This is a genomic window from Streptomyces sp. ASQP_92 (assembly GCF_025399895.1).
Taxonomy (GTDB): Bacteria; Actinomycetota; Actinomycetes; order Streptomycetales; family Streptomycetaceae; genus Streptomyces.
The window spans coordinates 79243-105502 of sequence record NZ_JAODUA010000002.1 but is presented as its reverse complement, the minus strand read 5'-3'; the positions used below and the strand labels follow the sequence as shown (position 1 = coordinate 105502).

General features: G+C 72.5%; 25 protein-coding genes. 15 read left to right on the top strand and 10 right to left on the bottom strand.

Annotation, left to right across the window (positions count from 1 at the left end; all coding sequences use genetic code 11):
- The first annotated feature begins 47 nt into the window (after nucleotides 1–47).
- From N4G70_RS06515 to N4G70_RS06500, 4 genes are all read left to right on the top strand, one after another.
- Nucleotides 48–728, top strand: coding sequence for a class I SAM-dependent methyltransferase (locus N4G70_RS06515; protein WP_261711487.1), 681 nt, complete (start codon nucleotides 48–50; stop codon nucleotides 726–728).
- A gap of 12 nt (nucleotides 729–740) precedes the next feature.
- On the top strand, nucleotides 741–1274 hold the full coding sequence (locus N4G70_RS06510; protein ID WP_261711486.1) for a GNAT family N-acetyltransferase: 534 nt from the start codon (nucleotides 741–743) through the stop codon (nucleotides 1272–1274).
- A 167-nt stretch (nucleotides 1275–1441) separates the two neighbouring features.
- Nucleotides 1442–2782, top strand: a complete 1341-nt coding sequence (locus N4G70_RS06505; protein ID WP_261711485.1) for a hemolysin family protein — start codon at nucleotides 1442–1444, stop codon at nucleotides 2780–2782.
- Nucleotides 2779–3801 carry a hemolysin family protein gene (locus N4G70_RS06500; protein ID WP_261711484.1) on the top strand — a complete coding sequence of 341 codons (1023 nt, stop codon included), beginning with the start codon at nucleotides 2779–2781 and terminating at the stop codon, nucleotides 3799–3801. The genes N4G70_RS06505 and N4G70_RS06500 overlap by 4 nt, the downstream gene beginning before the upstream one ends.
- A 7-nt stretch (nucleotides 3802–3808) precedes the next feature.
- On the opposite strand, the gene N4G70_RS06495 is transcribed toward N4G70_RS06500, so the two are convergent.
- Entirely contained in the window at nucleotides 3809–4063 is a 255-nt protein-coding gene (locus N4G70_RS06495; protein WP_261711483.1) for a holin, read from the bottom strand.
- A 178-nt stretch (nucleotides 4064–4241) separates the two neighbouring features.
- Here N4G70_RS06495 and N4G70_RS06490 point away from each other — a divergent pair, with 178 nt between their 5' ends.
- The 4 genes from N4G70_RS06490 (at nucleotide 4242) to mug (ending at nucleotide 8048) form a co-directional block, all read left to right on the top strand.
- Nucleotides 4242–5078, top strand: coding sequence for an SGNH/GDSL hydrolase family protein (locus tag N4G70_RS06490; protein ID WP_261711482.1), 837 nt, complete (start codon nucleotides 4242–4244; stop codon nucleotides 5076–5078).
- 197 nt (nucleotides 5079–5275) lie between these two features.
- Nucleotides 5276–5923, top strand: a complete 648-nt coding sequence (locus N4G70_RS06485) for a peptide deformylase (RefSeq protein ID WP_261711481.1) — start codon at nucleotides 5276–5278, stop codon at nucleotides 5921–5923.
- 120 nt (nucleotides 5924–6043) lie between these two features.
- On the top strand, nucleotides 6044–7486 hold the full coding sequence (gene purB / locus N4G70_RS06480) for an adenylosuccinate lyase (RefSeq protein WP_261711480.1): 1443 nt from the start codon (nucleotides 6044–6046) through the stop codon (nucleotides 7484–7486).
- A 13-nt stretch (nucleotides 7487–7499) separates the two neighbouring features.
- On the top strand, nucleotides 7500–8048 hold the full coding sequence (mug, locus tag N4G70_RS06475; RefSeq protein WP_261712055.1) for a G/U mismatch-specific DNA glycosylase: 549 nt from the start codon (nucleotides 7500–7502) through the stop codon (nucleotides 8046–8048).
- A 53-nt stretch (nucleotides 8049–8101) separates the two neighbouring features.
- Here mug and N4G70_RS06470 read toward each other — a convergent pair whose 3' ends face one another.
- The 3 genes from N4G70_RS06470 to N4G70_RS06460 form a co-directional block, all read right to left on the bottom strand.
- The gene (locus tag N4G70_RS06470; protein ID WP_261711479.1) at nucleotides 8102–8536 is read right to left on the bottom strand and encodes a hypothetical protein; all 435 of its coding nucleotides are present in this window, start codon (nucleotides 8534–8536) and stop codon (nucleotides 8102–8104) included.
- Between the two features lie 66 nt (nucleotides 8537–8602).
- The gene (locus N4G70_RS06465; RefSeq protein WP_261711478.1) at nucleotides 8603–9349 is read right to left on the bottom strand and encodes an ABC transporter permease; all 747 of its coding nucleotides are present in this window, start codon (nucleotides 9347–9349) and stop codon (nucleotides 8603–8605) included.
- 3 nt (nucleotides 9350–9352) lie between these two features.
- Nucleotides 9353–10285, bottom strand: coding sequence for an ABC transporter ATP-binding protein (locus N4G70_RS06460; protein ID WP_261711477.1), 933 nt, complete (start codon nucleotides 10283–10285; stop codon nucleotides 9353–9355).
- 108 nt (nucleotides 10286–10393) lie between these two features.
- Between N4G70_RS06460 and N4G70_RS06455 the strand changes: the two genes are divergently transcribed.
- The 3 genes from N4G70_RS06455 to N4G70_RS06445 all read left to right on the top strand — a co-directional run bounded on the left by N4G70_RS06455 (nucleotide 10394) and on the right by N4G70_RS06445 (nucleotide 13624).
- A complete protein-coding gene (locus N4G70_RS06455) occupies nucleotides 10394–11572 on the top strand; it encodes a sensor histidine kinase (protein ID WP_261711476.1) in 1179 nt (392 codons plus the stop codon).
- Nucleotides 11573–11727: 155 nt separating this feature from the next.
- Nucleotides 11728–12378 carry a response regulator transcription factor gene (locus N4G70_RS06450; RefSeq protein WP_261711475.1) on the top strand — a complete coding sequence of 217 codons (651 nt, stop codon included), beginning with the start codon at nucleotides 11728–11730 and terminating at the stop codon, nucleotides 12376–12378.
- An 88-nt stretch (nucleotides 12379–12466) separates the two neighbouring features.
- The gene (locus N4G70_RS06445) at nucleotides 12467–13624 is read left to right on the top strand and encodes an ROK family transcriptional regulator (protein ID WP_261711474.1); all 1158 of its coding nucleotides are present in this window, start codon (nucleotides 12467–12469) and stop codon (nucleotides 13622–13624) included.
- Between the two features lie 82 nt (nucleotides 13625–13706).
- Here the strand turns inward: N4G70_RS06445 and N4G70_RS06440 are convergent, their stop codons facing one another.
- Nucleotides 13707–14471, bottom strand: a complete 765-nt coding sequence (locus tag N4G70_RS06440; protein ID WP_261711473.1) for a GntR family transcriptional regulator — start codon at nucleotides 14469–14471, stop codon at nucleotides 13707–13709.
- Nucleotides 14472–14896: 425 nt separating this feature from the next.
- Here N4G70_RS06440 and N4G70_RS06435 point away from each other — a divergent pair, with 425 nt between their 5' ends.
- From N4G70_RS06435 to N4G70_RS06425, 3 genes are all read left to right on the top strand, one after another.
- Entirely contained in the window at nucleotides 14897–15769 is an 873-nt protein-coding gene (locus N4G70_RS06435; protein WP_261711472.1) for an alpha/beta fold hydrolase, read from the top strand.
- Nucleotides 15770–15946: 177 nt separating this feature from the next.
- The gene (locus N4G70_RS06430; RefSeq protein WP_261711471.1) at nucleotides 15947–17359 is read left to right on the top strand and encodes a GNAT family N-acetyltransferase; all 1413 of its coding nucleotides are present in this window, start codon (nucleotides 15947–15949) and stop codon (nucleotides 17357–17359) included.
- Nucleotides 17360–17493: 134 nt separating this feature from the next.
- Entirely contained in the window at nucleotides 17494–19170 is a 1677-nt protein-coding gene (locus N4G70_RS06425; protein ID WP_261711470.1) for a DUF885 domain-containing protein, read from the top strand.
- Between the two features lie 175 nt (nucleotides 19171–19345).
- Here N4G70_RS06425 and N4G70_RS06420 read toward each other — a convergent pair whose 3' ends face one another.
- Nucleotides 19346–19831: a rhodanese-like domain-containing protein gene (locus N4G70_RS06420; protein WP_261711469.1), complete on the bottom strand. Its 486-nt coding sequence runs from the start codon at nucleotides 19829–19831 to the stop codon at nucleotides 19346–19348.
- A 94-nt stretch (nucleotides 19832–19925) separates the two neighbouring features.
- On the opposite strand from N4G70_RS06420, the gene N4G70_RS06415 reads away from it, so the two are divergent.
- Nucleotides 19926–20372 (top strand): Lrp/AsnC family transcriptional regulator, encoded by a 447-nt coding sequence (locus N4G70_RS06415; protein ID WP_261711468.1) that lies wholly within the window; start codon nucleotides 19926–19928, stop codon nucleotides 20370–20372.
- 320 nt (nucleotides 20373–20692) lie between these two features.
- On the opposite strand, the gene N4G70_RS06410 is transcribed toward N4G70_RS06415, so the two are convergent.
- From N4G70_RS06410 to N4G70_RS06395, 4 genes are all read right to left on the bottom strand, one after another.
- A complete protein-coding gene (locus N4G70_RS06410; protein WP_261711467.1) occupies nucleotides 20693–21136 on the bottom strand; it encodes a hypothetical protein in 444 nt (147 codons plus the stop codon).
- A 213-nt stretch (nucleotides 21137–21349) separates the two neighbouring features.
- Nucleotides 21350–24364 (bottom strand): SMC family ATPase, encoded by a 3015-nt coding sequence (locus N4G70_RS06405; protein ID WP_261711466.1) that lies wholly within the window; start codon nucleotides 24362–24364, stop codon nucleotides 21350–21352.
- Nucleotides 24361–25515: an exonuclease SbcCD subunit D gene (locus tag N4G70_RS06400; RefSeq protein WP_261711465.1), complete on the bottom strand. Its 1155-nt coding sequence runs from the start codon at nucleotides 25513–25515 to the stop codon at nucleotides 24361–24363. Before N4G70_RS06400 ends, N4G70_RS06405 begins: the two co-directional genes overlap by 4 nt.
- A gap of 107 nt (nucleotides 25516–25622) precedes the next feature.
- Nucleotides 25623–26249, bottom strand: coding sequence for a YigZ family protein (locus N4G70_RS06395; RefSeq protein WP_261711464.1), 627 nt, complete (start codon nucleotides 26247–26249; stop codon nucleotides 25623–25625).
- Between the last annotated feature and the right edge of the window lie 11 nt (nucleotides 26250–26260).

The following is a 26260-nucleotide window of genomic DNA, read 5'->3' as shown; positions in this document are numbered from 1 at the left end:
CGGGGACAATGCCGACAGGGGTTGTCCGCCGGCTCAGGAGGTCCGTCATGGCGCAGCGCACCAAGATCGCCCCGGATGCCGTGCACCACCCCCTCTTCGCCCGTTTCTACGCGCGCTTCAGCGAGGCGATGGACGTCAGGGCCGGGATCGAGGCGTACCGCCGTGAACTGCTCGACGGACTCTCGGGGCGGGTCATCGAGATCGGCGCGGGCAACGGGCTCAACTTCGCGCACTATCCGGCGGCCGTGTCCGAGGTCGTCGCACTCGAACCGGAGCGCACGCTGCGGCAGTTGGCGGTCCGCGCGGCCCTGAAGGCGGACGTCCCGGTGGATGTGGTGCCGGGCGCGGCAGAGGCGCTTCCGGTCAAGAGCGAGGCCTTCGACGCGGCGGTCGCCTCCCTGGTGCTGTGCTCGGTGCGGGATCTTCCCCGCGCGCTGGGCGAGATCCGGCGAGTCCTGCGCCCCGGCGGCGAGCTGCGCTTCTTCGAGCACGGCCGCGCCGAGGGCCGTGCGTTGGCGACGGTGCAGCGGGGCCTGGACCGCACGGTGTGGCCGCTCCTGTTCGGCGGCTGTCACACGGCACGCGATCCGCTGCGCGCGATCGAGGCGGCGGGCTTCGAGATCGTCGGCCACCGGCGGCTTCGGGTGCCGGAGAAGGGCGTCCCCGCACCGTCCTCGCCCTGTGTGCTCGGGGTGGCGCGCCGCCCGGCCCTGGGCCCGGACGAATAGCGGCGGGGCGCGATGCCGAGGGCCGCGGCGTGCCTCGCCCTCCTGGGCGGACGGCCGCCGCGCTGCGCGTCCGCATGCCAAAACGGATCGCCGCGGCGCGCGCGCCGGTGGTGGGATGAGGGCATGAACGAGTCGCGCATCCGGGCCGCACGGCCCGAGGATCTGGACGCCGTGCTGGCCTTCTGGAAGACGGCCGCCGAGGGAACGAGCATCAGCGACGACCGGGCTGGCGTCGAGCGCCTGGTCGCCCGCGACCCCGAGGCGCTGCTCCTGGCCGAGGACGGCGACGCGCTGGTCGGCACCGTGATCGCGGGCTTCGACGGCTGGCGCTGCCATCTGTACCGGCTCGCCGTCCATCCGGACCACCGCCGCCGCGGGATAGGCGGGGCGCTGCTGGCCGCGGCCGAGGACCGGTTCGTGGCGCTCGGCGGGCGCCGGGCAGACGCCATGGTGCTGGTGCGCAACGAAACGGCCCAGCACGCCTGGCGGGCCGCGGGCTACGGTCCGCAGGAGCAGTGGCGGCGCTGGGTGAAGCCGCTGGCCTGAACGGCCCGAGCCGGTCCTTTTGCCACTGCTTTACCATGGGTGGACTTCTGCCCATCGACTGAAAGGTGTGAGCGTCCGCCCATGGGCGAGCCTCCCAGTACCAGTACCGCCGCGCGACACCGCGCGCCCCGCCTCCCTCTGGCCGATCATGGGACGGAGGTGACCCGATGACCGAAGTGCTCCTGCTCCTGGCGGCCGTACTGCTCTCGCTGGTGTGCGCGGTCTTCGTGGCGGCCGAGTTCTCCCTCACCACCGCCGAGCGCAGCGATCTGGAGCGGGCCGTGGAGCGCGGCGAACGCGGTGCCTCCAGTGCCCTCAAGGCGGTGCGCAGCCTCACCTTCCAGCTGTCCGGCGCCCAGCTCGGCATCACCGTCACCGGCCTCGTCATCGGCATGATCGCCAAGCCGTCGATCGCGAAGCTGCTCACCGGCCCGCTCGAAGCGGTCGGCCTGTCCGCGACGACCGCGAGTTCGGTGGCGCTGGTACTCGGCATGGTCCTCTCGACGGTGTTCCTGATGGTCGTCGGCGAGCTGGTCCCCAAGAACTGGGCGATCTCCTCGCCGGTCGCCGTGGCGAAGGTCGTCTCGACCCCGCAGCGCGCCTTCAGCGCGGCCTTCCGCCCGCTGATCAGCCACCTCAACACCTCGGCCAACCATCTCGTACGCCGTTTCGGTCTGGAGCCCGCCGAGGAGCTGGCCTCCGCCCGCAGCCCGCAGGAGCTGGTCGCCCTCGCCCGGCACTCGGCCAAGCAGGGCGCGCTGGAGGCGGACACCGCCGAGCTGTTCGTCCGTAGCCTCAAGCTCGCCGAGCTCAACGCGGAGAACGTGATGACGCCCCGCGTGCAGGTCACCGCGCTCGACATCCAGGCCACCGCCGAGGACGTCGCGAACGCGACCCGCGCCACCGGCCTGTCCCGTTTCCCGGTGTACCGCGGCAGCCTCGACTCGGTCGTGGGCATCGCGCACATCAAGGACGTCCTGGCAGTGCCGGCCGAGCGCAGGCGCCTGTATCCCGTGACCTCACTGCTGCGCGAGCCGCTGCTGGTACCCGAGACGCTCACCGTGGACCGCCTCCTGGACCAGCTCTACGGCAAGCGCACCATGGCCGTCGTCATCGACGAGTACGGCGGCACCGCGGGCGTCGTGACCATGGAGGACATCGTGGAGGAGGTCGTGGGCGAGGTGCGGGACGAGCACGACCCGCACGAGACCCCCGACCTCGCGCCCGCCGGGCAGGACGCGGACGGCCGCACCCTGTACTCCGCCGACGGCGCCGCCCGCGACGACCAGCTCGCCGTGATCGGACTGCGCGTCCCGGACGGCCCGTACGAGACCCTCGCCGGCCTGGTGGCCACCGAGCTCGGCCGGATCCCGAGGGTCGGCGACCGGGTGGAACTGGCCGGATGGCGCATGGACGTGGTCGACGCCGCCGGCCGGCGCGCCGCCCGCGTCCTGCTGCACGCGCCGCACACCGAGGACGACGAGGACGACGAGGAGGCCGGCCGATGACCGTGATCCAGATTCTGATCGGCCTGGCCACGCTGGTCGTCAACGCCTTCTTCGTCGGCGCCGAGTTCGCGCTGATCTCGGTGCGCCGCAGCCAGATCGAACCGCTCGCCGAGGACGGCAACCGCCGAGCCCGCAGCGTCATTTGGGGCCTGGAACACATCTCGGCCCTGATGGCGGCGGCGCAGCTCGGCATCACGCTGTGCACCCTGGTGCTCGGTGTGGTCGCCGAACCCGCCATCGCGCACCTGGTCGCCCCGGTCTTCGACGCGGTGGGCGTGCCGGAAGGACTCATCCACCCGGTGTCGTTCGTGATCGCCCTGGCCGTCGCGACCTATCTGCACATGCTGCTCGGCGAGATGGTGCCGAAGAACATCGCCCTTGCCGAACCCTCGCGTACGGCGCTGCTGCTCGGTCCGCCGCTCGTGACGCTGACCCGGGCGCTGCGTCCGGTGATCTTCGCGATCAACGCCTTCGCCAACACCCTCCTGAAACTGCTCAGGGTGGACGCCAAGGACGAGGTCGCGGCCACCTTCTCGGACGACGAGCTGGCCCGTCTGGTGACCGACGCGGGCGATGCGGGACTGCTCGACGACCGGTCCGCCGAGCGCCTGCGCGACGCGCTGGAACTCGGCCGACGACCGGTGCGGGAGGTGGTCGTGCCGCTGGACAAGGTGGTGCGGGCGGCGGTCGGCACCACTCCGGAGGAGCTGGAGCGGCTCGCCGCGAGTTCCGGGTTCTCACGCTTCCCGGTCGTCGACGACGGCAGCCGCATCCTGGGCTATCTGCACGTCAAGGACGCGCTGGACGCGGTCCCGCGCGAGGTGGCCTTCCCGGTCGCCGCGCTGCGGCCGATCGCCCGGGTGCGCGGCGCGAGCCCGCTGGACGACGTGCTGACCGCGATGCGCCGCAGCCGTACGCACCTGGCGGCCGTCCTCGACGAGGACGGCCGGCTGGCCGGTCTGGTGACCATGGAGGACGTGCTGCGCGAGCTCGTCGGGCCTCCGGCGGCCGCGGCCTAGGCTCCGCTCACCGGGCGGATTTGGCGGGGTGGCTCGGGATCACGGTCTCGGTGAGGCCCGGGCCCGGCTGCCCCAGACCCGAGGATCCGACCGCCATCAGCACGGCGAGCAGCGCGGCCATGCCGGCGGTGGCGAACGCCGCCGTCCAGTGGACGTCGAGCAGGTTGGTGGCGCCCGCCGTCAGCACGGCGGCGAGCGCCTGTGCGAAGGTGCGGATGGCCCGCTCGGCGGTGGCCTTCCAGAAGGCCGCGGTGAACAGCATCGCTCGCTCGCTCTCTCACCGGCCGGTCCCGGCCGGGTTCGGAATAGTTGATGTGTTCCTGGCATACCAAGAACGGGACACCCCTGACAGGCCCCGGTCGGCCTCTTTGTGATCACGGTCCCGGCCAGGTGCCACCGCCCCGGACCACTTCCGTACCGCGCGGTACGATCACTCCGCCATGGAGATGAATGCCTCATACACCAGCTTTGCCGCGCTCGGGGACTCCTTCACGGAGGGCATGTCCGACCGGCTTCCCGACGGGTCCTACCGCGGCTGGGCCGATGTGCTCGCCACCCGGCTCGCGGCCCGTACGCCGGGTTTTCGCTACGCCAACCTCGCGGTGCGCGGCAAGCTCATCGGGCAGATCGTCGAGGAGCAGGTGGCCCCGGCGGTCGCCCTGCGCCCGGACGTCATCACCCTGGTCGGCGGCCTCAACGACACGCTGCGGCCCAAGTGCGACATGGGCCGGGTGCGCGGGCTCCTGACGGAGGCGGTCGAGCGGCTCGCCCCGGCCTGCAAGCAGTTGGTGCTGATGCGCAGCCCGGGCCGCGACGGGCCGGTGCTGCAACGTTTCCGGCCCCGCATGGAGGAACTCTTCGCCCATGTCGACCAACTCGCCGAACAGCACGGCGCGTTGGTGGTCGACCTGTACGGGGTGCCGGCCCTCGGCGACCAGCGGATGTGGGACGTGGACCGGCTGCACCTGACGGCGGACGGGCACCGCAAGGTGGCCGAGGCGGTCTGGCAGACCCTGGGCCTGGACGCCGAGGACGACTGGCGCGCGCCCCTGCCTCCCGCGGTCCGGCCCGGCTGGGCCCGCAGCCGTACCGCCGATCTGGCCTTCGCCCGGCGGCATCTGGTGCCCTGGATAGGACGTCGCCTCACCGGTCGGTCCTCCGGCGACGGCCGCAGCGGCGCCCACTTCAGCGCGGAACAGGGACGGGCGTTCTGGGTCACACCGGCGGACGACGCGCATCCGGGCCCGGTCTCGGAGTGGGTACGCGTGGAGGACTGAGCGGGGTGCAGCGCTGAGCCCCGGCAGGGGCGCCGGTTGCCCCGACCCGACTGCTCGCGCCGGTGGCCCCGCGCCGTGCGGAGTCGGACGCCCGCGCCGGACGCGTCCGGCCCGATTCCGGCGTGCGCGCACCCGACGCCCGAACCTGGCGAACCCCGGCGTGCCCGCCGGGTGATCACCCTTGGCATGCTGGGCACATGTCGTCTCCCGCGCTCCCCGACCTCGTCGACGCCCTCCTCGCCCTACCGGGTCCCCTGCCGATCGTCTCCGCAGGCGACCCGGTCCTGCGGCAGCCCACCGAAGCGTTCGGCGATCGCCTCGACCGCCGGCGTCTGGACCGGCTGATCGAGGCGATGCGCGAGACCATGCGTGCCGCCCCCGGTGTCGGTCTCGCGGCGCCGCAGGTGGGTCTGCCGCTGCGGCTCGCCGTCATCGAGGACGCGGCGGAGGTGTCCGAGGAGATCAGGCAGGTCAGGGGCCGCGTACCGCAGCCGTTCCGGGTCCTCGTCGATCCGTCGTACGAGCCCGTCGGCACCGGCCGGGCCGCCTTCTTCGAGGGGTGCCTGAGTGTGCCGGGCTGGGGCGCGGTCGTCGCCCGCCACCCGACGGTGCGGCTGCGGGCGCTGGACGAGCGGGGCCGTGTGGTGGACGAGCTGTTCACGGGCTGGCCCGCGCGCATCGTGCAGCACGAGACGGACCACCTCGACGGCGTGCTCTATCTGGACCGCGCGGAACCGCGCTCGCTGTCCTCGCGGGAGGCGATGTCCTCGCGGTGGGCCCAGCCGACCCCGCTCGCCGCCGCCGAGGCTCTCGGGTTCGAGCTGGACGAGGACGCCGACGCGTGAACGGGCCATCACGATGAGCCCATGCGCCGTGGCGCTCCGTGGATCGCGGCCCCGCTCGTAGTAAGGCACAAACCGGGGTGGGGCGCTGGCCTGCAGAAATCGCCAGTAGACTCTCCACCCGTGACTGCTGTGTCTGCGAAGCCTCGCATCCCGAACGTTCTGGCCGGCCGCTACGCCTCCGCGGAGCTCGCCGTCCTCTGGTCCCCCGAGCAGAAGGTCAAGCTGGAGCGCCAGCTGTGGCTTGCCGTGCTGCGCGCCCAGAAGGACCTGGGGATCGAGGTGCCCGAGGCAGCGCTGGCCGACTACGAGCGCGTCATCGACCAGGTCGACCTCGCCTCCATCGCCGAGCGCGAGAAGGTCACCCGGCACGATGTGAAGGCCCGCATCGAGGAGTTCAACGCCCTCGCCGGGCACGAGCAGGTCCACAAGGGCATGACCTCGCGCGACCTGACCGAGAACGTCGAGCAGCTCCAGATCCGGCTCTCCCTCGAACTGATGCGGGACCGCACGGTGGCGGTCCTCGCCCGCCTCGGCAAGCTGTCCGGCGAGTACGCCGAGCTGGTCATGGCCGGTCGCTCGCACAACGTGGCCGCGCAGGCCACCACCCTGGGCAAGCGCTTCGCGACGGCGGCCGACGAGCTGCTCGTCGCCTACGGCCGCCTCGAGGACCTGCTCGCCCGCTACCCGCTGCGCGGGATCAAGGGTCCCGTCGGCACCGCGCAGGACATGCTGGACCTGCTGGGCGGCGACGCCTCGAAGCTCGCCGACCTGGAGCAGCGCATCGCGGGCCACCTCGGCTTCGCGCACGCCTTCACCTCCGTCGGCCAGGTCTACCCCCGCTCTCTCGACTACGACGTGGTGACCGCGCTGGTGCAGCTGGCCGCCGCCCCGTCCTCGGTCGCCAAGACCATCCGGCTGATGGCCGGGCACGAGCTGGTCACCGAGGGCTTCAAGCCCGGCCAGGTCGGCTCGTCCGCGATGCCGCACAAGATGAACACCCGCTCCTGCGAGCGCGTCAACGGCCTGATGGTGATCCTGCGCGGCTACGCCTCGATGACCGGTGAGCTGGCGGGCGACCAGTGGAACGAGGGTGACGTCTCCTGCTCGGTGGTCCGCCGGGTCGCGCTGCCCGACGCGTTCTTCGCTTTCGACGGCCTGCTCGAAACGTTCCTGACGGTCCTCGACGAGTTCGGCGCGTTCCCGGCCGTGGTCGCCCGTGAGCTGGACCGCTACCTGCCGTTCCTGGCGACGACCAAGGTCCTGATGGCCGCCGTCCGCGCCGGGGTCGGCCGGGAGGCCGCGCACGAGGTCATCAAGGAGCACGCGGTGGCTTCCGCACTCGCGATGCGCGAACAGGGCGCCGAGCGCAACGAGTTGCTCGACAAGCTGGCCGCCGACGAGCGCATGCCGCTCGACCGCTCCCAGCTCGACGCGCTGATGGCCGACAAGCTGTCCTTCACCGGTGCGGCCGGCGACCAGGTGACCGCCGTTGTCTCCCGCATCGAGGAGATCCTCAAGCAGCACCCCGCGGCAGCCGGTTACGCCCCGGGCTCGATTCTGTGATCCTGCTTCCGTGCTGACTCCCCAGGAACTCCAGGCCGCTCGTGACACCGTCATCCCCGACGTGATCGCGAGCGGCCTGTCCGTACTCTTCTGCGGCATCAACCCCGGCCTGATGTCCGGCGCCACGGGCCACCACTTCGCCCGCCCCGGCAACCGCTTCTGGCCGGTACTGCATCTGTCCGGCTTCACCCCACGGCAGTTGAAGCCCTCCGAGCAGGACGAGCTTCTCTCCTACGGTCTCGGCATCACCAATGTGGTGGCCCGGGCCGCCGCGCGGGCCGACGAGATCGACGCCGAGGAGTTCCGCGAGGGCGGGCGCCTGCTGGCGGCGAAGGTCGAGCGGTTTCGGCCCACCTGGCTGGCCGTGGTCGGAGTGACCGCGTACCGCACGGCCTTCGATGACCGCAAGGCCCGGATCGGGCCCCAGGAGCGCACCATCGGCACGACCCGGGTGTGGGCGCTGCCCAACCCCAGCGGTCTCAACGCCCATTGGACCGCGCAGACCATGGCCGAGGAATACGCCCGGCTGCGCCTCGCCGCGCAGGGCTCCCCCTCCGACTGACACCGCTGACGGGCGCCGTGGCCGCTTCCGAGGGAGCGACCGCCAACCTGTTCCTACGGAGGGTCTATCTCCGTCACCGTGACGCTCAGGTCCCAGCCCGGTCCCTCCGCCTCCAGGTCCAGGCCCAGCGCGATCCAGCGGCCGTCGACCCGCCACAGGTGCAGGAAGTCGAACCCGACGGCGAACTCCGCCCACGGCTCCGGTATCTCCTCGCCCGCGACCAGCCGGGCCTGGGCACTCCAGAGGCTGATCCACTGCGGCTCCTCCCAGCGTCGCGTGAGCTCGGCCACCAACGCGTCGTGGTCCGCGACGCATTGGGCACGTTTTTCGAGGCGTTCCGTCAGGTCCTCCCACTCCTCCTCGTCGGCGCTCAGGCATGAGCAGTGGTATCCCGGCCCGCTCACATCCGAGCCGCTTCGGCTGCGCTCGCCGGGGAACTCCCGGGAGCGCAACCAGTCGATGTGCTGGAGATACAGGGCGGTGGTCATGTCGTCAGTAAACCGCCCGGCACTGACAATTGGCGCGTCGTCAGGCTCGGCTCCGACGCCATTCGGTCAGGCGTCCCGCCGCCGCAGCGACCACCAGCCGGCCGCCACCGCGAGCGCTGTCCATCCCGCCAGGACGGCCAGCCCGCTCCACGGCCCCAGCGCCCCCACCGGGTGCTGGAGAAGGACCTGTTGGCCGGCGCGGTCGGGCAGGAAATCGGCGGCGCCGCCGCCCTGGGCCATGTCTCCCACCACGAACGGGACGATCAGGAACAGCGGCACAAGGACGCTGAGCGCGCCGGTGACACTGCGCAGCAGCGCGGCCGTGCCCGCCGCGAGCAGGCTGATCAGGGACAGGTAGAGGGCGCAGCCGATGATCGCGCGCAGCGCGCCCCGGTCAGCGATGCCTATGCCGAACCCCGGGTCCATCAGCGCCTGGCCCCCCAGGAAGCTGATCAGGCTGGCCACCAGGCCCGCGGCGAGCACACAGCCGCCCACCGCGGCGAGTTTGGCGCCGTAGAAGAGGGTTCTGTTCGGCACGGCCGCCAGCGATATCCGGATGCCGTCGTTCTTGTACTCCCCCGCCATCGCGATGACGCCGAGGATGATGGCGGCCAACTGCCCGAAGTTCAGGCCGTAGTAGGAGAACAGCACCGGGTCGAAGTCCGTGCTGCCGGGCGCCGGGCGACCGAGCGCGCCGCAGGCGAGGAGGGAGAGGCCCGCCGTCGCCAGGGGAACGGTCAGGAGGGAGCCCGTCAGGGAGCGCAGCGAACGGATCTTTATCCACTCGGTGTGCAGCGCCGCGGGAAACGTCATGGTTCAGGCCTCCTGGTCGAGGGATGCGCCGGTGGACGTGTATTCCGCCTCGCCGGCCGTCAGATCGAGATAGGCCTGCTCCAACGTGGCCTGCTGTTGCGCGAGTTCCAGAATCGGTATGCCTTCATGGGCGGCGATGCGGCCGATGTCGTCGATGCTCGCGCCCTCCACCGTCCACACGCCGCCCTCCTCTCGCACGGGGTCGAATCCCTTGCCCCGCAGGACGGTCCGCAGCCGGGCGTCGTCAGTGGTGCGGAGCCGGACCCTGGGGCGGATGCGGGAGTCGATGAAGTCACGCATCGGGGTGTCGGCGAGGAGCCGGCCGCGGCCGAGGACGACGAGATGATCGGCGAACGACGCGGTCTCGTTCATGAGGTGGCTGGAGACGAGCACCGTTCTGCCGTCCCGGGCCAGGGCGCGCATCAACTCCCTTGTCCAGATGATGCCTTCGGGGTCGAGCCCGTTGGACGGCTCGTCCAGGATCACCACCGCGGGATCGCCCAGGAGGGCGGCCGCGATGCCGAGCCGCTGGCGCATGCCGAGGGAGAACGTCTTGATCCGGCGGTTCGCCACCGCCGCGAGCCCGGCTTCCTCCAGGACCTCCTCCACTCGGCGCCGCGGTATACGGTTGCTGACCGCGAGGGCCAGCAGATGGGCGCGGGCGGTGCGGGAGCCGTGTGCGGCCTGGGCGTCGAGCAGCGCGCCCACTTCGCGCAACGGCTCCACCAGATCCCCGTACGCGCGGCCGCCTATCAGCGCGCTGCCGGACGTCGGCCGGTCGAGGCCGAGCATGATGCGCAGGGTGGTGGACTTGCCCGCACCGTTGGGGCCGAGGAAGCCGGTCACCCGGCCGGGCTCGACCGTGAAGGTCAGCCCGTCCACCGCTCGCGTGCGGCCATATTCCTTGCGAAGCTCTTGGACGTCGATCCGTGTCATGCCCCCAAGCCTGGCCGTCCACGCAGGTCGGACGCCTCCCCCGGCCGAGGGGAGCTTCTCCCCCGCGCGGGGGAGCCCAACGGATCCGCGCGCTGCGACGATGGGCCGATGCACCGCATTCTTCGCCTGCTGGCCCGCCCGGTCACCTACACACGATGGCTGCATCTGCTCATCCCCGTCGCGTTCGTGGCCATTTGGCTCTTCATCGACATGGACCACATGTGGGTGCTCGCGCTGGTCGTCGTGCCGCTCGGGCTGATCCCCGCGGTGCGGCTCGAAGAGGGCATACAGGCTCAGCTCCTCCTGACCCCCGGCGAGCGTGGGAGACCCGACGCGTCCATCGCCGTGGCGCCGTCCGCCACATGGCGCGACCGTTGGCGGACCGTGCTGTGGCTGGAGGCCCGGCTCGTGCTGTCCGGGGTGGTGGTGGCGTGCACCGTATGGGCCCCGTCGCTCTCCGTGGACCTGGTCGCACGCGGGCTCGGCAACCCGCCGACCGTCTTCAGCTGGCTGGACGCGTGCCCGCCCTCGCGGTGGTGGCTGATACCGCTCGCGGTGGTTCCGCTCATGGTCATGGCGGTCTGCCTGGTGCTGGCAGGCGACCTCATCACCTTCCTCGCGCGCACGTTGCTCGGACCCTCGGCCACCGAGCGGCTCACCGCTCTGGAGGAGCGGACCGAGTTGCTTCTCGAGCGCAACCGCATCGCCCGCGAGATCCACGATTCCATCGGCCACGCGCTCACCGTCGCCGTCGTGCAGGCGGGTGCGGCCCGCGCCGCCGGGGATCCCGCGTTCACCGACCGGGCGCTCATCGCGATCGAGGAGACCGGCCGGGCGGCTCTGGAGGATCTTGAGCGGGTGCTGCTCGTGCTGCGTGAGACGGGGCTCCCGGCCAGCCAGCGGCCCACGCTGCTGGAGGCCGACCGGCTCATCGAGTCGGCCCGGGGCTCGGGCGCCGAAGTCGACGCGGAGTTCTCCGGACCCCTGGAACAGGTGCCGGGGCCCGTCTCCCGGGAGGGATACCGCATCCTTCAGGAGGCCCTCACCAATGTGCTGCGGCACTCGGGGCCCGTGCCCGTGCGGATCCGGATGGCCGTGCTGGGCGGGCGACTTGAGATGGACGTGACCAATCCGCTGACGGGCGGCGCGGCACCCGGCGCAAAGGGCGGAAGCGGTCTGCGCGGGATGCGGGAGCGGGCCGCGCTGCTCGGAGGGGAGGCGGACACGGGGGCGCACGAGGGTGAGTGGCGGGTGCGGGTGCGGCTGCCGCTGGACTCCCTGATCTGACGGGGAGTTGGGGTGGCGGCCGGGGTGCGGACGGGGGCATATGGCTCGGCCCCTGCCCCCGCCCCAGCCGCCCAGCCTCCGGCAGGAGGGGTCCTGGCACCGACGTTGTCCACAGGCCGGCCGGTCTGTGCGAGGACTGCCACTACGCTGGTCCGATGCCGGTAACCGTACTTCTGGTCGACGACGAACCCCTGGTCCGCGCGGGTCTGCGGGCCGTGCTCGAGGCGCAACCCGACATCGAGGTGGTGGGCGAGGCGGCCGATGGCGCGGCCGTGATCCCCCTGGTGCGGCAACTGCGCCCGGACGTCGTCGCGATGGATGTGCGGATGCCGCTCCTGGACGGCATAGAGGCGACCCGGGCGGTGCTGCGCACGGTCGACGATCCACCGAAGATCCTCGTCGTGACGACCTTCGAGAACGATGAGTACGTGTACGAGGCGCTGCGGGCCGGGGCGGACGGTTTTCTGCTCAAGCGGGCCCGGCCCGCCGAGATCGTGAACGCGGTCCGGCTGGTCGCGGAGGGCGACTCGCTGCTGTTTCCGGCCGCGGTGCGCGCCCTGGCCGCCGAGTACGGCAACGGCTCGGCGCGTACGGCACTGGCCGAGGCGGCGCTCACCGACCGGGAGGCCGCGGTGCTGCGGTTGATGGCGCGCGGGCTTTCCAACGCCGAGATCGCCGCGAAGCTGATCGTCGGCACCGAGACCGTGAAGACGCATGTCAGCGCGGTGCTGGCGAAGTTGGGGGCGCGGGACCGCACCCAGGCGGTCATCGCCGCGTACGAGTCCGGATTCGTGGCCCCGAGCTGATGCGCCTCCGTTACCGGCCGCCGCTCGCCGTACACCTGACCAGCGAGTACGATCCGGCAGACACGCGCACGAGCTGGGAGGACACACGTTGGGGCGGCTGACCGGCGGGGATCCCTCTCTGCTGCGGAGGATCAATTCCGCGGTGGTGCTGCACGCCCTGCGGGGCGCGGAATCCCCGACGCTGACGGATCTGACCCGGATCACCGGTCTGTCCCGGCCGACGGTCGAGGGTGTGGTCGACGGGCTGATGGAGGCGGGGCTCGTCGTCGAGTCCGCCCCCGAGGAGGGCGAGGCGCGCCGCCAGGGCCGGCCCGCGCGGCGCTTCCGGTTCCGTGCCGAGGCGGGCCATCTGCTGGGCATCGAGATCGGTCCGCACCGGGTGGCCGCGCTGTTGTCGGGTCTGGACGGCCGGATCTTCGGCGCGGGATCACGTGAGGTGCCCGAGACCGCCTCGGCCGACGAGCGCCTCGAACGGGTCCGGATGACCGTCGCGGATGTGCTGCGCCGGGCCGGGGTGGCCCGTAGTTCGTTGCGCGCGGTCGGCGTCGGCAGCCCCGGCATCGTGGAGGCCGACGGCACCGTGCGGCTGGGTACCGCGTTGCCCGAGTGGACGGGTCTGCCGCTGGGCGAGCGGCTGAGGCGTTCCTTCCGCTGCCCGGTCCTGGTCGAGAACGACGCCAACGCGGCGGCCGTGGCCGAGCACTGGAAGGGTGCGGCGGTCGACTCCGACGACGTGGTCTTCGTCATGGCGGGGCTGAGTCCGGGGGCCGGATCGCTGATCGGCGGCAGGTTGCACCGCGGCTTCGGCGGCGCGGCGGGCGAGATCGGCGCGCTGCATCTGCTCGGCCGCGACGTCACGCCGGAGAAGCTGCTCTCGACGACGGGCGAGCCTCTGCACCCGCTGGACGAGCAGGCCGTCGCGGATGTGTTCGCGCTGGCCCGGCAGGGAGACGAGCGGGCGCAGGCGGCGGTCGAACGGTTCCTTCAGCGCCTGGTGCACGACGTGGCCGCGCTGGTGCTCGCCCTCGACCCCGAGCTGGTCGTCGTGGGTGGCTGGGCGGCCGGCATCGACGGCGTACTGGAGCCGCTGCGCAGGGAGTTGGCCCGCTACTGCCTGCGGCCGCCCCGCGTGGTGCTCTCCATGCTGGGTGAGGCGGTGGTGGCGACGGGCGCGCTGCGTCTCGCCCTCGACCATGTCGAGGAGGAGCTCTTCGCCGTCGAGGGAACGGTGACGGCGCGGCGCTGAGCCTGCGCCGCGCCGGAGATCGCCACGCCGGGCCACCGCGGGGCGCCCATAACGGGGCGCCACGCCGTGGCCGTGGGGTGGTTCAGGAAGCTTGGCGCTGCTGGCCGGGGTGGCTGATCTCGACGTCGCCGGAGTCGCCGAACGTCAGCCGGCAGGTGTCCGCGCGGTAGGTGGCGACAGAGACCGCCGCGGTACGGCCCTCGCTGAAGTAGCGGGTGGTCACGACGAGGACGGGGGCACCGGGCAGCCGGTCCAGTTCCTTGGCGTCGTCGGCGCGGGCGGAGCCCAGTTCGACCGCGCGGTCCTGGCCTTCAAGATCCAGGCGCTGCAGTTCGCGCAGCACGGCGCGGCCGCGGGCCGGCCCCGAGGGCACGTCGATCGCGGACAGTTCGGGCACCGAGCCGGCCGGTACATAGAGGAGCTCGGCGGCGACGGCCTGGCCATGGGCGAGGCGGGTGCGGCGCACGACGTGCGTCTCGTCGGCGGCGTCCCCCTCGAACATGCGGCGTACGGCCAGGGGCGGCACGGCGGCGGTGGCGTCGGCGGTCTCCCAGTCGTCACCGGGGGCGCCGGGCCAGTCGTGGCGGGCGGTGGAGACCGACACGGCCGTGCGCGGCGGGGCGACCGTGGTGCCCACGCCGCGGCGGCGCTGGAGCCGGCCTTCGAGTTCGAGCTGTTCCAGTGCCTGGCGGAGCGTGGCCCGTGCGACGCCGAACCGGGCCGCGAGATCACGCTCGTTGGGCAGGATCTCGCCCACCGCGAAGTCCGAGTCGAGCGCCTCGCTGAGTACCGTCTTGAGGTGCCAGTACTTCGGTTCCGGCACCGATTCCAGCTGCGTGGTCCCCACCCTGATCCTCCGCAATCGCCGTGTCCGCGGCGGCTTTCCGTGCCCTTGTTTATTAAAGGTTCCTGCACTAACTCTGCGACCATAGGGCGGCCCACCCCCTTGGTCAAGACCAATGGTCGGTCCGTTACGGAGCGCACACGAGGGTTTCCGCACAGCGTTCACGCGGCGTTCGCACCACTGGGCCGGCCACGGGCGGAGGGGACTCCCGCGGTCGGCGTCGCGGCTCGGGCCTCACCTCGCGCCGCCCCGCACCGCCTCACCTCTCCCCGCACCGCCCCGCCTCACCCCGCCTCACCTCGCCTCACCCCGGGAATGGACGGCCGGCCGCTCCCCTGTCCGGTATGCCTCTTGAACTCCGGGCTACTGGGCGGTAGTTGTTGCTGACAAGATGTCTAAGCGTGGTCCCCGGATCAGGGAGCAGCCCCATGACCGAAGAGGTCTCGTTCACGATCGACACTCCCCTGGGGAGCCGCGTCACCTCGGTGACCTATCGACGGCGAGGGACGGGTGAGCCGCTCCTGCTGCTCCATGGCATAGGCCATCACCTTCAGGCCTGGGACCCGGTCTTCGATCTGCTCGCCGCCGACCGCGATGTGATCGCGATCGATCTGCCGGGCTTCGGCGCCTCGCCCGGCCTGCCGGACGGCGTCTCCTACGGCCTGTCCACCGTGGTTCCGGTCCTCGGCGCGCTCTGTGAGGCGCTCGGCATCGAGCGACCGCACGTCGCGGGCAATTCGCTGGGTGGCCTGCTCGCCCTGGAGCTGGGGCGCGAGAAGCTCGTCCGCTCCGTGACGGTGCTCTCCCCCGCGGGTTTCTGGACCCCCGCCGAGCGGCAGTACGCGTTCACCGTCCTCAAGACGATGCGCCGGACGGCGAAGGCGCTTCCGCTCCCCCTCATCGAGCGGATGGCCCGCACGGCCCTCGGGCGTACCGCGCTGACCAGCACGATCTACGCCCGGCCCAGCCGGCGCTCCCCCGAGGCCGTCGTGGCCGAGACGGTCGCGCTGCGCACCGCGCCCGGCTTCGAGCAGACCCTGGCCGCCGGGCAGGACGTCCTGTTCACGCATGACGTGCCCGGCGTGCCGGTGACCATAGCGTGGGGCAGCAAGGACCGGCTGCTGCTGCGTCGCCAGGGAGTGCGCGCCAAACTCGCCGTTCCGGGTGCCCGGCTCGTCCGCCTCCCGGACTGCGGCCATGTGCCCATGAACGACGATCCCGCCCTGGTGACCCGCGTCATCCTGGACGGCAGCCGTACCGTGGGCGGACCGTCGCCCCGGTCGGCGATCCAACTCGTCTGATCCGAGACCGACTTCGGGTTCTTCTGGCCCGCCGCCGGGGTGGCGAGCCTGGAGTCGGAGGCGATCACTCCAGGACACGTTCAACAGAAAACGACCAAAAGGCCATCAGAAGCACACTTAACCCGTCAGTCACAAAGCGTTCGTGATCACGCAACACCGCTGCGTCACAGTGGTGCCATGACTGACGCCCAAGTACGGATCTCCCACCCGCGCGCCCGCCGCCGGCACCACTGGCGGCGTGACCTGGTCGAACTCGCCGCGCTGTTCACGGCCGTGGCCGTCGCCGACGGGCTCGCGAACCTGGTCGCCCACGGCCCCGACGGGCCGGTCCTGCTGATCGCCTCCGCGGTGGCGCTGGTCGCCACGGCGGCGTTCCACACCTGGTGGGCACGCCGCCACAGCCATGCGCCTCCGCCCGCGGACACCGTCGATACGGGCGAGAGCCTCGACCCGGCGAGCGCCACCGGCCCGCAGGGCGAGGACGTTCCCCGCGAGACGGCGCTCTGGCGGATGCGGACGACCGTGCGGGACGAGCCGGGCAGCCTCGCCGCGCTGTGCGTCGCGCTGGCCGGGCACCGTGTGGACATCCTCACCCTCCAGACGCACCCGCTCGCCGAGGGCACGGTGGACGAGTTCCTGCTGCGCGCCCCGGCGGAACTGTCCGCCAACGAACTGTCCCGGGCCGTCGCGGCGGCCGGCGGCAGCGACACCTGGACGGAGCGGGCCGACGCCCACGATCTGGTGGACGCGCCGACCCGGGTGCTCGGCCTCGCCACCCGCACCGCTCTCGACGCCGCCGAACTCCCGCTCGCGCTGCGCCAGTTGCTCGGCCGCTGCACGATCCACTCGCTGCCCGCGGTCTCCCTGACCGGCCGCCCCACGGGTGAAACCGCGCCGGTGGAGGGCGTACTGGAGTCGACCACGATGCGGCTGCGCGACCCCAACGGCGGGGCGATCACCATCGAGCGGCCCCATCTCCCGTTCACCCCGACCGAGTTCGCGCGGGCCCGCGCGCTGGTCGAGCTGGACGCCCGGCTCGGCCCCCGCGTCCCGCGCGGCGAGGACGTCCTGACGCTGCCCGAGGGCAACGAGATCACCGTACGGCGTGCCGCCCCGGGCGACATCGAGGCCGCCAAGGCCATGCACGAGCGCTGCTCCGACCGTACGCTGGCACTGCGCTACCACGGCCCGGTCGCCGACGCGGACCGCTATCTCGGGCACCTCCTCAGTCCGCGCTACGGCCGCACCCTCGCGGTGCAGACCGCCTCGGGACGCCTGGTCGCGCTCGGCCACCTCCTGTGGGACGGCGACGAGACGGAGGTCGCCCTGCTCGTCGAGGACTCCTGGCAGCGCCGGGGCATCGGCTCCGAACTGTTGCGCCGCCTGGTCGACCTCGCCGTCGAGGCCCGCTGCGACAGCGTGTACGCCGTCACCCAGGCCTCCAACACCGGCATGGTCGCGGCCATGCGCGGGCTCGGACTGCCCCTGGACTACCAGATCGAGGAGGGCACCCTGGTGGTCACCGCCCGCCTGGACACCGCGGCCCCCACCAACTACGCCGTGCGGCGCGGGCACTTCGGGCGCGGCTGAGCCGTTGAGGGAGTGCGGATGCGCGGCCGATCGCGGCCGGCCGCGCGTCGTCGTACGAACGGCCGGGCGTCCCGGTCAGGTGGCTCGGCAAGCTGGGTGGTGACGCGGAGCCCTCACTCGGAGAGGATGTCCGCATGTCAGTCACTTCCAGCAGCGCGCTGCCCCGCCAGGTCGCCGACGCCTATGTCGACGCACTCATCGAACTCGACCCGATCACCGGAAGCTATCTGGGCGTCAGGGCCAGTCACGCCCTCCTGCCGGACTTCTCCCCCGCAGGACAGTCGGCCGTGGCCGACCTGGCACGCACCACGCTCGCCCGCCTCGACGAGGCCGAGCGCCTGCCCGGCGCCGACAGCGACGCCGAACGGCGCTGCGGCCGACTGCTGCGCGAGCGGCTGACCTCCGAACTCGGCGTGCACGAGGCGGACGAGGGCCTGCGCACGGTCAGCAATCTGCACTCGCCGGTCCACAGCGTCCGGATGGCGTTCACCATGTCGCCCACGGAGACCGAGGAGGACTGGCGCGCGCTGGCCTCCCGGCTGCGCGCGGTGCCCGACGCCATCGAGGGCTACCGCGCCTCGCTCGAACTGGGCCTGGAACGCAAGCTGTTCGGCGGCCCGCGCGCCACGGAAACCGTCATCGGGCAGCTCGGCGAATGGGTGGAGACCGGCTTCTTCGAGGGCCTCGCCGCACCCGGCCCGGACGCGCTGCGCGACGAGCTCGACACCGCGGCGGCCGGCGCCTCCGCCGCTCTCACCGCCCTGCGCGACTGGCTGCGCGACGTATACGCGCCGGCCATCGAGGGCGCCCCCGACACCGTGGGACGCGAGCGGTACCAGCGCTGGTCGCAGTACTACAACGGCACCGCGCTCGACCTCGACGAGGCGTACGCCTACGGCTGGTCCGAGTACCACCGGCTGCTCGGCGAGATGAAGACCGAGGCCGCCAAGATCCTCCCCGGCGCCGAGCCCTGGGAGGCGCTGGCCCACCTCGACGAGCACGGCACGCACATCGAGGGCGTCGACGAGGTGCGCGACTGGTTGCAGGCTCTGATGGACGAGGCCATCGAGGCGCTCGACGGCACCCACTTCGAACTCGCCGAGCGGGTACGGAAGGTGGAGTCCCGCATCGCGCCGCCCGGCGGCGCCGCGGCCCCGTACTACACGGGCCCCTCCGAGGACTTCTCCCGCCCCGGCCGCACCTGGCTACCCACCATGGGCGAGACCCGCTTCCCCGTATACGACCTGGTGTCGACCTGGTACCACGAGGGCGTGCCCGGCCATCACCTCCAGATCGCGCAGTGGGTGCACGTCGCCGACCAGCTCTCGCGCTACCAGGCGACCGTCGGCCACGTCAGCGCCAACGCCGAGGGCTGGGCGCTGTACGCGGAACGCCTGATGGACGAGCTGGGCTTCCTCACCGACCCGGAGCGCCGGCTCGGCTACCTGGACGCGCAGATGATGCGCGCCTGTCGCGTGATCATCGACATCGGCATGCACCTGGAGCTGGAGATCCCGGCCGACTCGCCGTTCCACCCGGGCGAGCGCTGGACGCCGGAGCTGGCCCATGAGTTCTTCAGCGGCCACAGCAGCCGTCCGGCGGACTTCGTGCAGAGCGAGCTCATCCGCTATCTGTCGATGCCGGGGCAGGCGATCGGTTACAAGCTGGGCGAGCGTGCCTGGCTGCTCGGGCGGGAGAACGCCCGGGCCCGCCACGGCGACGCCTTCGACCCGAAGGCCTGGCACATGGCGGCCCTCTCTCAGGGTTCGCTCGGCCTCGACGACCTGGTCGACGAGCTCTCCAAGCTCTGAGGGTTGTGCGGTTCCGGGGTCGTGCGGTCCCGGGTCGGGAGGTTCTGAGCGCGTGCGGTTGTGAGCGCGTGCGGTTGTGAGCGCGTGCGGTTGTGAGCGCGTGAGGCTCAAGCCCGTGAGGCTCTGAGGTTCGCGCGGGGGCGGTCCCTTCCCGGGGCCGTCCCCGTCCCGTTCCTCAGCAGCCGCAGTCGTCCGCGCCGACCGGCGCGGTCAGCGGGTCGGCGTCGCGCCGCTCCTCGCCCTCCCACGTCTCGAACGCGAAGCCCTCGCGCACCCAGTACTCGAAGCCGCCCAGCATCTCCTTGACCTGGAAGCCGAGTTCGGCCAGCGCGAGCGCCGCGCGGGTGCCGCCGTTGCATCCCGGGCCCCAGCAGTACGTAATGACGGGGACCGACTTGTCCAGGAGCGTCTCGGCCTGTTCGGCGATCTGCGCGGTCGGCAGATGGACGGCGCCGGGCACATGGCCCTGGTCCCAGGACGCGGTGGAGCGGGAGTCCAGCACCACGAAGCCCGGGTCGCCTCCGGCGGCCAGGACCGAGGCCACGTCGGAGACGTCCGCGTGGAAGACCAGACTGGCGCGGAAGTAGGCGGCGGCGTCGTCTGGGGCGGCCGGGGCCACGCGCAGGACCGGGTTGGCGGGGGCGGTGAGCTGTGTTGTCATGGCTGAAAAATTATCCGTCGATGATCAACTCCGGGAAGGTCCGATCCCCGGAACGCCCCTTGATTCGCCGGGGATTCCACGGTTGTCTGGGGCGATGAACGCGTATTCCCCGGACGCCACCGACTGGCGCATATTGGAAGCCCTCCAGCGGCAGGGGCGGGCGACCTTCGCCGAGCTGGCCCGGGCCGTCTCGATGTCGGCGAGCGCCGTGACCGAGCGGGTACGCCGCCTCGAAGAGGCCGGGGTGATCGCGGGCTACACGGCCGTCGTCGACCAGGAACGTCTCGGCCGGCCGATCCTCGCCTTTGTGCGGCTTCGCTATCCGAACGGCAACTACAAGCCGTTCCACGATCTGGTGGAGGCGACTCCCGAGATCATGGAGGCGCACCATGTGACGGGGGACGACTGCTTCGTGATCAAGGTGGGGGCGCGGTCGATGAGCCATCTTGAGGAGATCTCGGGGAAGATCGGGGCGTTGGGGGCGGTGACGACGAGCGTGGTGTATTCGTCGCCGCTGCCGCGGCGGGCGATCGGTCTCTGAGGCGAGCCTACCCCGAGGCCTGTCCTGGGGCTTCGCCCCAGACCCCGGTGAGGCGCCCGGCCCGTCCCCGCGGATTCCCTCCGGGGGGGGTGAGTGGAGTGCGGTCGGGTGCGGGCCGTGCGGGGCCGATCGCGCAGTTCCCCGCGCCCCTGGCGGGGTTGCCGGGGGGGCTGCGCCGGGATGCGGCGCCGCAGGTCGACCATGTGGCTGACGATTCCTACGCTTCGGGCCCCCGTACACCATCAGGTGCCACGGGTCGTATCCAAGGACGTCATCGCCCTCACCCCCGCCACCACCTACCATCCCCAGCCGCGCACTCCCTATCGGCCTTCCAAGATCGGGTACTCCGCGTCACGAGGCGTCTGGGCCGGGGTATCGGCCATGTAGTGCACGTGCAGGACGGTGTAGTGCGGCCGGCCTTGTTGGCCTGGTCTGGGGCGGACGGTGTCGAGGCGGACTGTTACCGGGTACGAGTGGAAGCGGCCGGCGGCACAGTACGGGACGCAGTCGTTCACCCGGTCCAAGCCCCGGGCTGCGGCCGATGCCGGGCCCCACTGCGTCCAGTGCAGGGAGACGAGGCCGTTGTTGCCGTCACCGCAGGCGATCAAATAGCTGCTGGGCCGGACCTGAGGGCGACCGGAGCAGTCGACGACGACGGTGTCGGACCCTCCGGGTTGGCCCTCGGCGGCGGCTGGCCCGAGGGCTGCGGCCAGGGCCGCGACTGCGCCGATGAAGACTGCCGCCTTGACCTTCTGTCGACGCATGTCTGCTCCTCGGACGCGTCAGCGGGAAGCGAGTGCGCCGCCTGAGTGTCATGTCGGCGCTATCCCCATTGTCCGCTTCCATCTCCAGTCTGCGACCGCGCCGGCGGACATACCACCCTGCTCAGTGACAGCCGGATCTCGATTCCTGTCGTGGAGACGGTCACCGCAGGCAGGAGCCCCCGGGAGCGCTCCGCCCGGCCCCGGCTGCTCCTCTCAGCCCTCGGCCCCGACGCCCTGGAGCCGTACCGTCGACCCCGCGCGATCCTTCACCACTTCCAGTTGCGTCGGGATCCGGCGGCGCAGGTCGCCCACGTGGCTGACGATTCCTACGCTGCGGTCCCGCTCCCGCAGGGAGTCCAGTACGTCCAGGACCTCGTCCAGGGTCTGGTCGTCGAGGCTGCCGAAGCCCTCGTCGATGAACAGGGTGTCCAGGCGCGCCCCGCCCGCCTCGTCCGTGACGACGTCGGCCAGCCCGAGTGCCAGGGCGAGGGAGGCGAAGAAGGTCTCTCCCCCGGACAGGGTCGCGGTGTCCCTCTCGCGGCCCGTCCAGGCGTCCACCACATGCAGCCCGAGGCCCGAACGGCCGCGGCCTCCCCTGGCGTCGGAGTGGACCAGGGTGTACCGCCCGCCCGACATGCGCCGGAGGCGGGCCGTGGCGGCGGCCGCGACCTGTTCGAGGCGGGCGGCCAGGACGTAGGACTCCAGGCGCATCTTGCGCTCGTTGTCGGCGGAGGTCCCCGCGGTGAGCCCCGCCAGGCGGGCCACCCGCTCGTACTCCTCGCGCAGCGGGCCGATCCCGCGGGTCTCCTCGGCGGCCGCATCACTCAGGGTGCCCAGTTCCGCACAGCGGGCCCGGGCGGCGGCGAGGGCCGACGCGGCGTCGCGCAGGGCGCGTTCGGCTGCCGCGGACTCGGCGTCCGCCTCCGCCGTGCGGGCCGGCGCGGCACGGCCGGCCGCGGCCGTCTCCGGCTCGGCCAGGCACGCGGTCACCGCGGCCCGCTCCTGCTGCCAGGCGTCGAGCCGGTGCTGGATGTCCCGCTGGCCGCGCTCGTCGACCAGGGCTGCCGCCGCCGCGGCCGGGGTGTCGAAGCCGGCCCGGAACGCGGCCTCCGAGAGCCGTCCGTCGGCCTCCTTGAGCCGCTCGGCGCTGTCCTCGACGGCGCGGACCGCCTCCACCGCCTCGGCGAGGATGGCGGCGCGGCGTTCGAGCAGCCCGGCCTGTTCCGCGACGCTGGACGCCCCGGCCCGGGCCTGGCTCAACTCCCTTTCCAGCGCGGCCTGTTCACGCTCAAGGGCTTCACGGCTCGCGGTGCGGGCCGCGGTGTTCTCCTGGGCCGTGCGCTGGGCGGCGAGGCGTTGCCCGTGCTCCCGCTCGGCCGAGGCGAGGGCGAGCCGGGCCTCGTGCAGCCCGGCCGCCGCGTCCCGCGCCGCGCGGTGCTCTCGCTGCAACTCCGCCGCCTCGTCGGCCAGTTCGGCGACATCGGCCTCGCCCGCGGCGGCCCGGGCGCCCGCGAGCTCCTCGCGTACCCGGGACAGGGCGGCCTCCGCCTCGGCGCGGATCCGGTCCGCCCGGCGGTACGCCTGGTGGGCGGCGTCCTCGGCGGCGCGGTCGACCTGGCCGGTGCCGGGGCGGGCGGGCGCCGGGTGCTCGGCCGAGCCGCACACCGCGCAGGGTTCGCCCTCCTGGAGCCGCGCGGCCAGCTCGGCCGCGATGCCGCGCAGCCGCTCCTCGCGCAGGGTCAGCCAGTGCTCGTGCGCCGTGTTGGCGGCTTCGCGGGAGGCGTCGTGGGCTCGGGTCGCCTCGGCCGAGCGGGCCTGGAGCGCGTCGCGTTCACGGGCGGCGGCGAGGCGCCGGGTGGCCGGTTCGAGCTGTCCGGCGAGCTGTTCCGCGCGGGCCGCCGCCTCATGGGCGGCGTCGATCCTGTTCTGGTGGCCGAGCCGGACGCTCTCCCAGCCCGCGAGCCATGCCGTGGTGTCGGTGAGAACGTCCTCGTCGGCGCGGGCCTGCCGGTCGAGGCGGTTACGCTCCTCGTCGATCTCGGCGCTGCGGCGCTCGGCCCGGCGGGCGGACTCCAGGGCGCCGAGGTCCTGGCGCATCCGCCGTTCCAGGGCGGCCAGTTGCTCCGCTCCGGCGTCGGCGAGGTCCGGGTGCAGCCGGGCGCGGGACCGGTCCCGCTCGGCGGTCGCCGCGCGGTGGGCGCGCTGGGCCTGTTCCTGCCATTCGAGGGCGGGCGAGACCCGTTCGGCCTTGCGGGCCGTCTCCAGGCGGTCCTTCAGCTCGTCCAGCTCGGGGCGGCGGGCCGCCAACTCATCGGCTCGGGAACGGGCTTGGGCGTACCGCTCCTGGAGTGCGGCCAGCCGTCGGGTCTCTTCGGCGGTGCGGCGGGCGGCGGCCTGCCTGCTCTCGGCGGTGGCCACGGCGGCCGAGGCGATGTCGAGGCGTTCGCGTGCCCCGCAGCGCGCGACGGCCGCCCATTGCAGGACGGCCGAAGCGAGGCCCGGGTCGCCGGGCCGTGCGTCGGGCAGCGGCCACGCGCGAGCGTCCGCGGTGTCGCCGGCGGCCTGCGCCATCCGCTGGGCGAGGGCCAGCAATCGTTCGTCGCCGTCCTTGACCTGGCGCTCGGCGGTCTTGCGCAGCTCGGCGAGCCGGTCCTCGACGGCCGCGAACCGGCGGGTGTCGAAGAGCCTGCCGAGCAGCTTTCCGCGCGCTTCGGCGTCGGACCGCAGGAACTTGGCGAACTCCCCCTGCGGCAGCAGCACCACCTGGCAGAACTGCTCCCGGCTCATCCCGATGAGCTGACCGAGCTCCTCGCCGATCTCCTGGTGCGAACGGCTCAGTGCCCGCCAGGCTCCGGTCGCCGGGTCGTACTCCCGCAGCCAGGTCTGCGCCTTTTCGGTGGTGAAGCCGCTGCCCCGCTTCTTGGGCCGTTCCTGCTGCGGACGGCGGGTGACCTCCAACCGCCGTCCGGAGACGGTCAGTTCGAGCAGGACCTCGGTGAAGACGTCCGGCGCGGCGTGGTCGCTGCGCAGGGGGGTGGCGGGACTCTGCCGGGCGCCGGGGACCGCTCCGTACAGGGCGAAACAGACCGCGTCGAGGACCGAGGTCTTGCCGGCGCCGGTGGGGCCGTGCAGCAGGAACAGGCCCGCGGCGGACAGCGCGTCGAAGTCGACCTCCTGGCTGCCCGCGAAGGGGCCGAAGGCGGTGACCCGCATGTGGTGCAGCCTCACCGGGCCACCTCGCGCACCCCGTCGTCCACCCGCACGGCGTCGAACGCCCCTTGCAGGACCGTCCGTTCGTGGTCGTCGGGGCCGCTGCCACCGCGTACGTGCGCCACGAAGTCCTCCGCGATCTGCTGGTCGCTGCGTCCGCTGAGGCGCTGCGCGTACGAGGCGTGCGGCTCGCCGTCGGCTCCCTCGGGGTCGAAGGCGAGGCTCAGGGTGCCGGGGAAGCGGGTGGCGATCCTCGTCATCGCGTCGGCCGGGCGCACGGCGTCGGTCAACGTGGCCTCCACCCAGGCCTGTTCGTGCCGGGTCAGGGCCGGGTCGTCGAGGAGCTCGTCGAGCCGGCCCCGGATGCGGGCGAGGGGTCGCGGCACCGGGCAGTCGATCCGCTCGGCCTCCACGGCCCCGTCGGCCGCGAGGTCCACCAGCCACATGGACTTGCGGTGGTCGGCCTCCGAGAAGGAGTAGGCGAGCGGGGAGCCCGAGTAGCGGACCCGTTCGGTGATGACCTGGCTGCCGTGGAGGTGGCCCAGGGCCACGTAGTCCACGCCGTCGAAGACCCCGGCGGGCACGGCGGCCACTCCCCCGACGGTGATGTCGCGTTCGCTGTCGCTCGGCTCGCCGCCGGCCACGAAGGCGTGCGCCAGGACGACGGAGCGGGTGCCTTCGGGGCGCTCCGCGAGGTCGGCCCGCACCCGGTCCATGGCCGCGGAGAGCACCGCCTCATGGCCGCCCCTGGGCGCGCCTAGTTCGTCGCGGACCAGCGCGGGTTCCAGATAGGGCAGCCCGTAGCAGGCCACGTCGCCGATCATGACCGGGGTGCCGCAGCCCGCCGGGTCGGTCCGCAGATGGATTCCGGCCCGCTGGATGAGCCCGGCCCCCACCCCGAGCCTGCGCGCCGAGTCGTGGTTGCCGGAGATCATCACGGTGGGCACGCCGACGTCGGCGAGGCGGTGCAGCGCCCGGTCGAAGAGGTCGACGGCGGCCAGCGGCGGCACCGCGCGGTCGTATACGTCGCCCGCCACCAGGACCGCGTCCACACCTCGGTCACGCACCGTCGCCACCACGTGGTCGACGAACGCGGCCTGGGCACCGAGCAGATCGACCCGGTGGAAGGACCGGCCCAGGTGCCAGTCCGAGGTGTGCAGGAATCTCATGATCCTCGAGGGTAACGGTGGGGTCTGACATCACGGGCGGTAACGGGAACATCCGGCCGCCCCCGGCGGCTCAGGCGCACAGGGGTGGCCATCCGGTGTCGTACGGCTCAGGCGTCTCCGTACGCCTCTCCGCCCAGCTCCAGCGTGGCCGTGCCGGCCGTGGCGTCGGCGAGCCAGCCCCGGAAGGCCTCGATGTCGGCCTCGGGAAGCCCGATCTCGATGGTGACGGCCTCGGCGTAGGCCACCTCGCGCACCGCGCGGCCGGTCGCCCTGAGGTCGTTCTCCAGTTTCCCGGCGCGCTGATGGTCGACGGTGACGGTCGCCAGCCGGAACCTCCGGCGCACGATGGTGCCGATCTCGTCCAGCGCCTCGCCGACGACGCCTCCGTACGCCCGGATCAGACCGCCCGCGCCCAGCTTGACCCCGCCGTAGTAACGGGTGACGACGGCCACGGCGTACCGCACCTCGCGCCGGGTCAGCATCTGGAGCATGGGGACTCCGGCGGTGCCGCCGGGTTCGCCGTCGTCGCTCGCCTTCTGTACGGAGGCGTCGGCCCCGATGACGTAGGCGAAGCAGTGGTGGCCGGCCGTCGGGTGCTCCTTGCGGACGCGGGCGACGAAGTCCTGGGCTTCCTGTTCGGTGGCGGCGGGCGCGAGCGCGCAGATGAAGCGCGACCGGTTGATCTCGCTCTCGTGCACGCCCGCTCGGGCGACGGTGCGGTACTGCTCCTGCATCCGCCCACCCT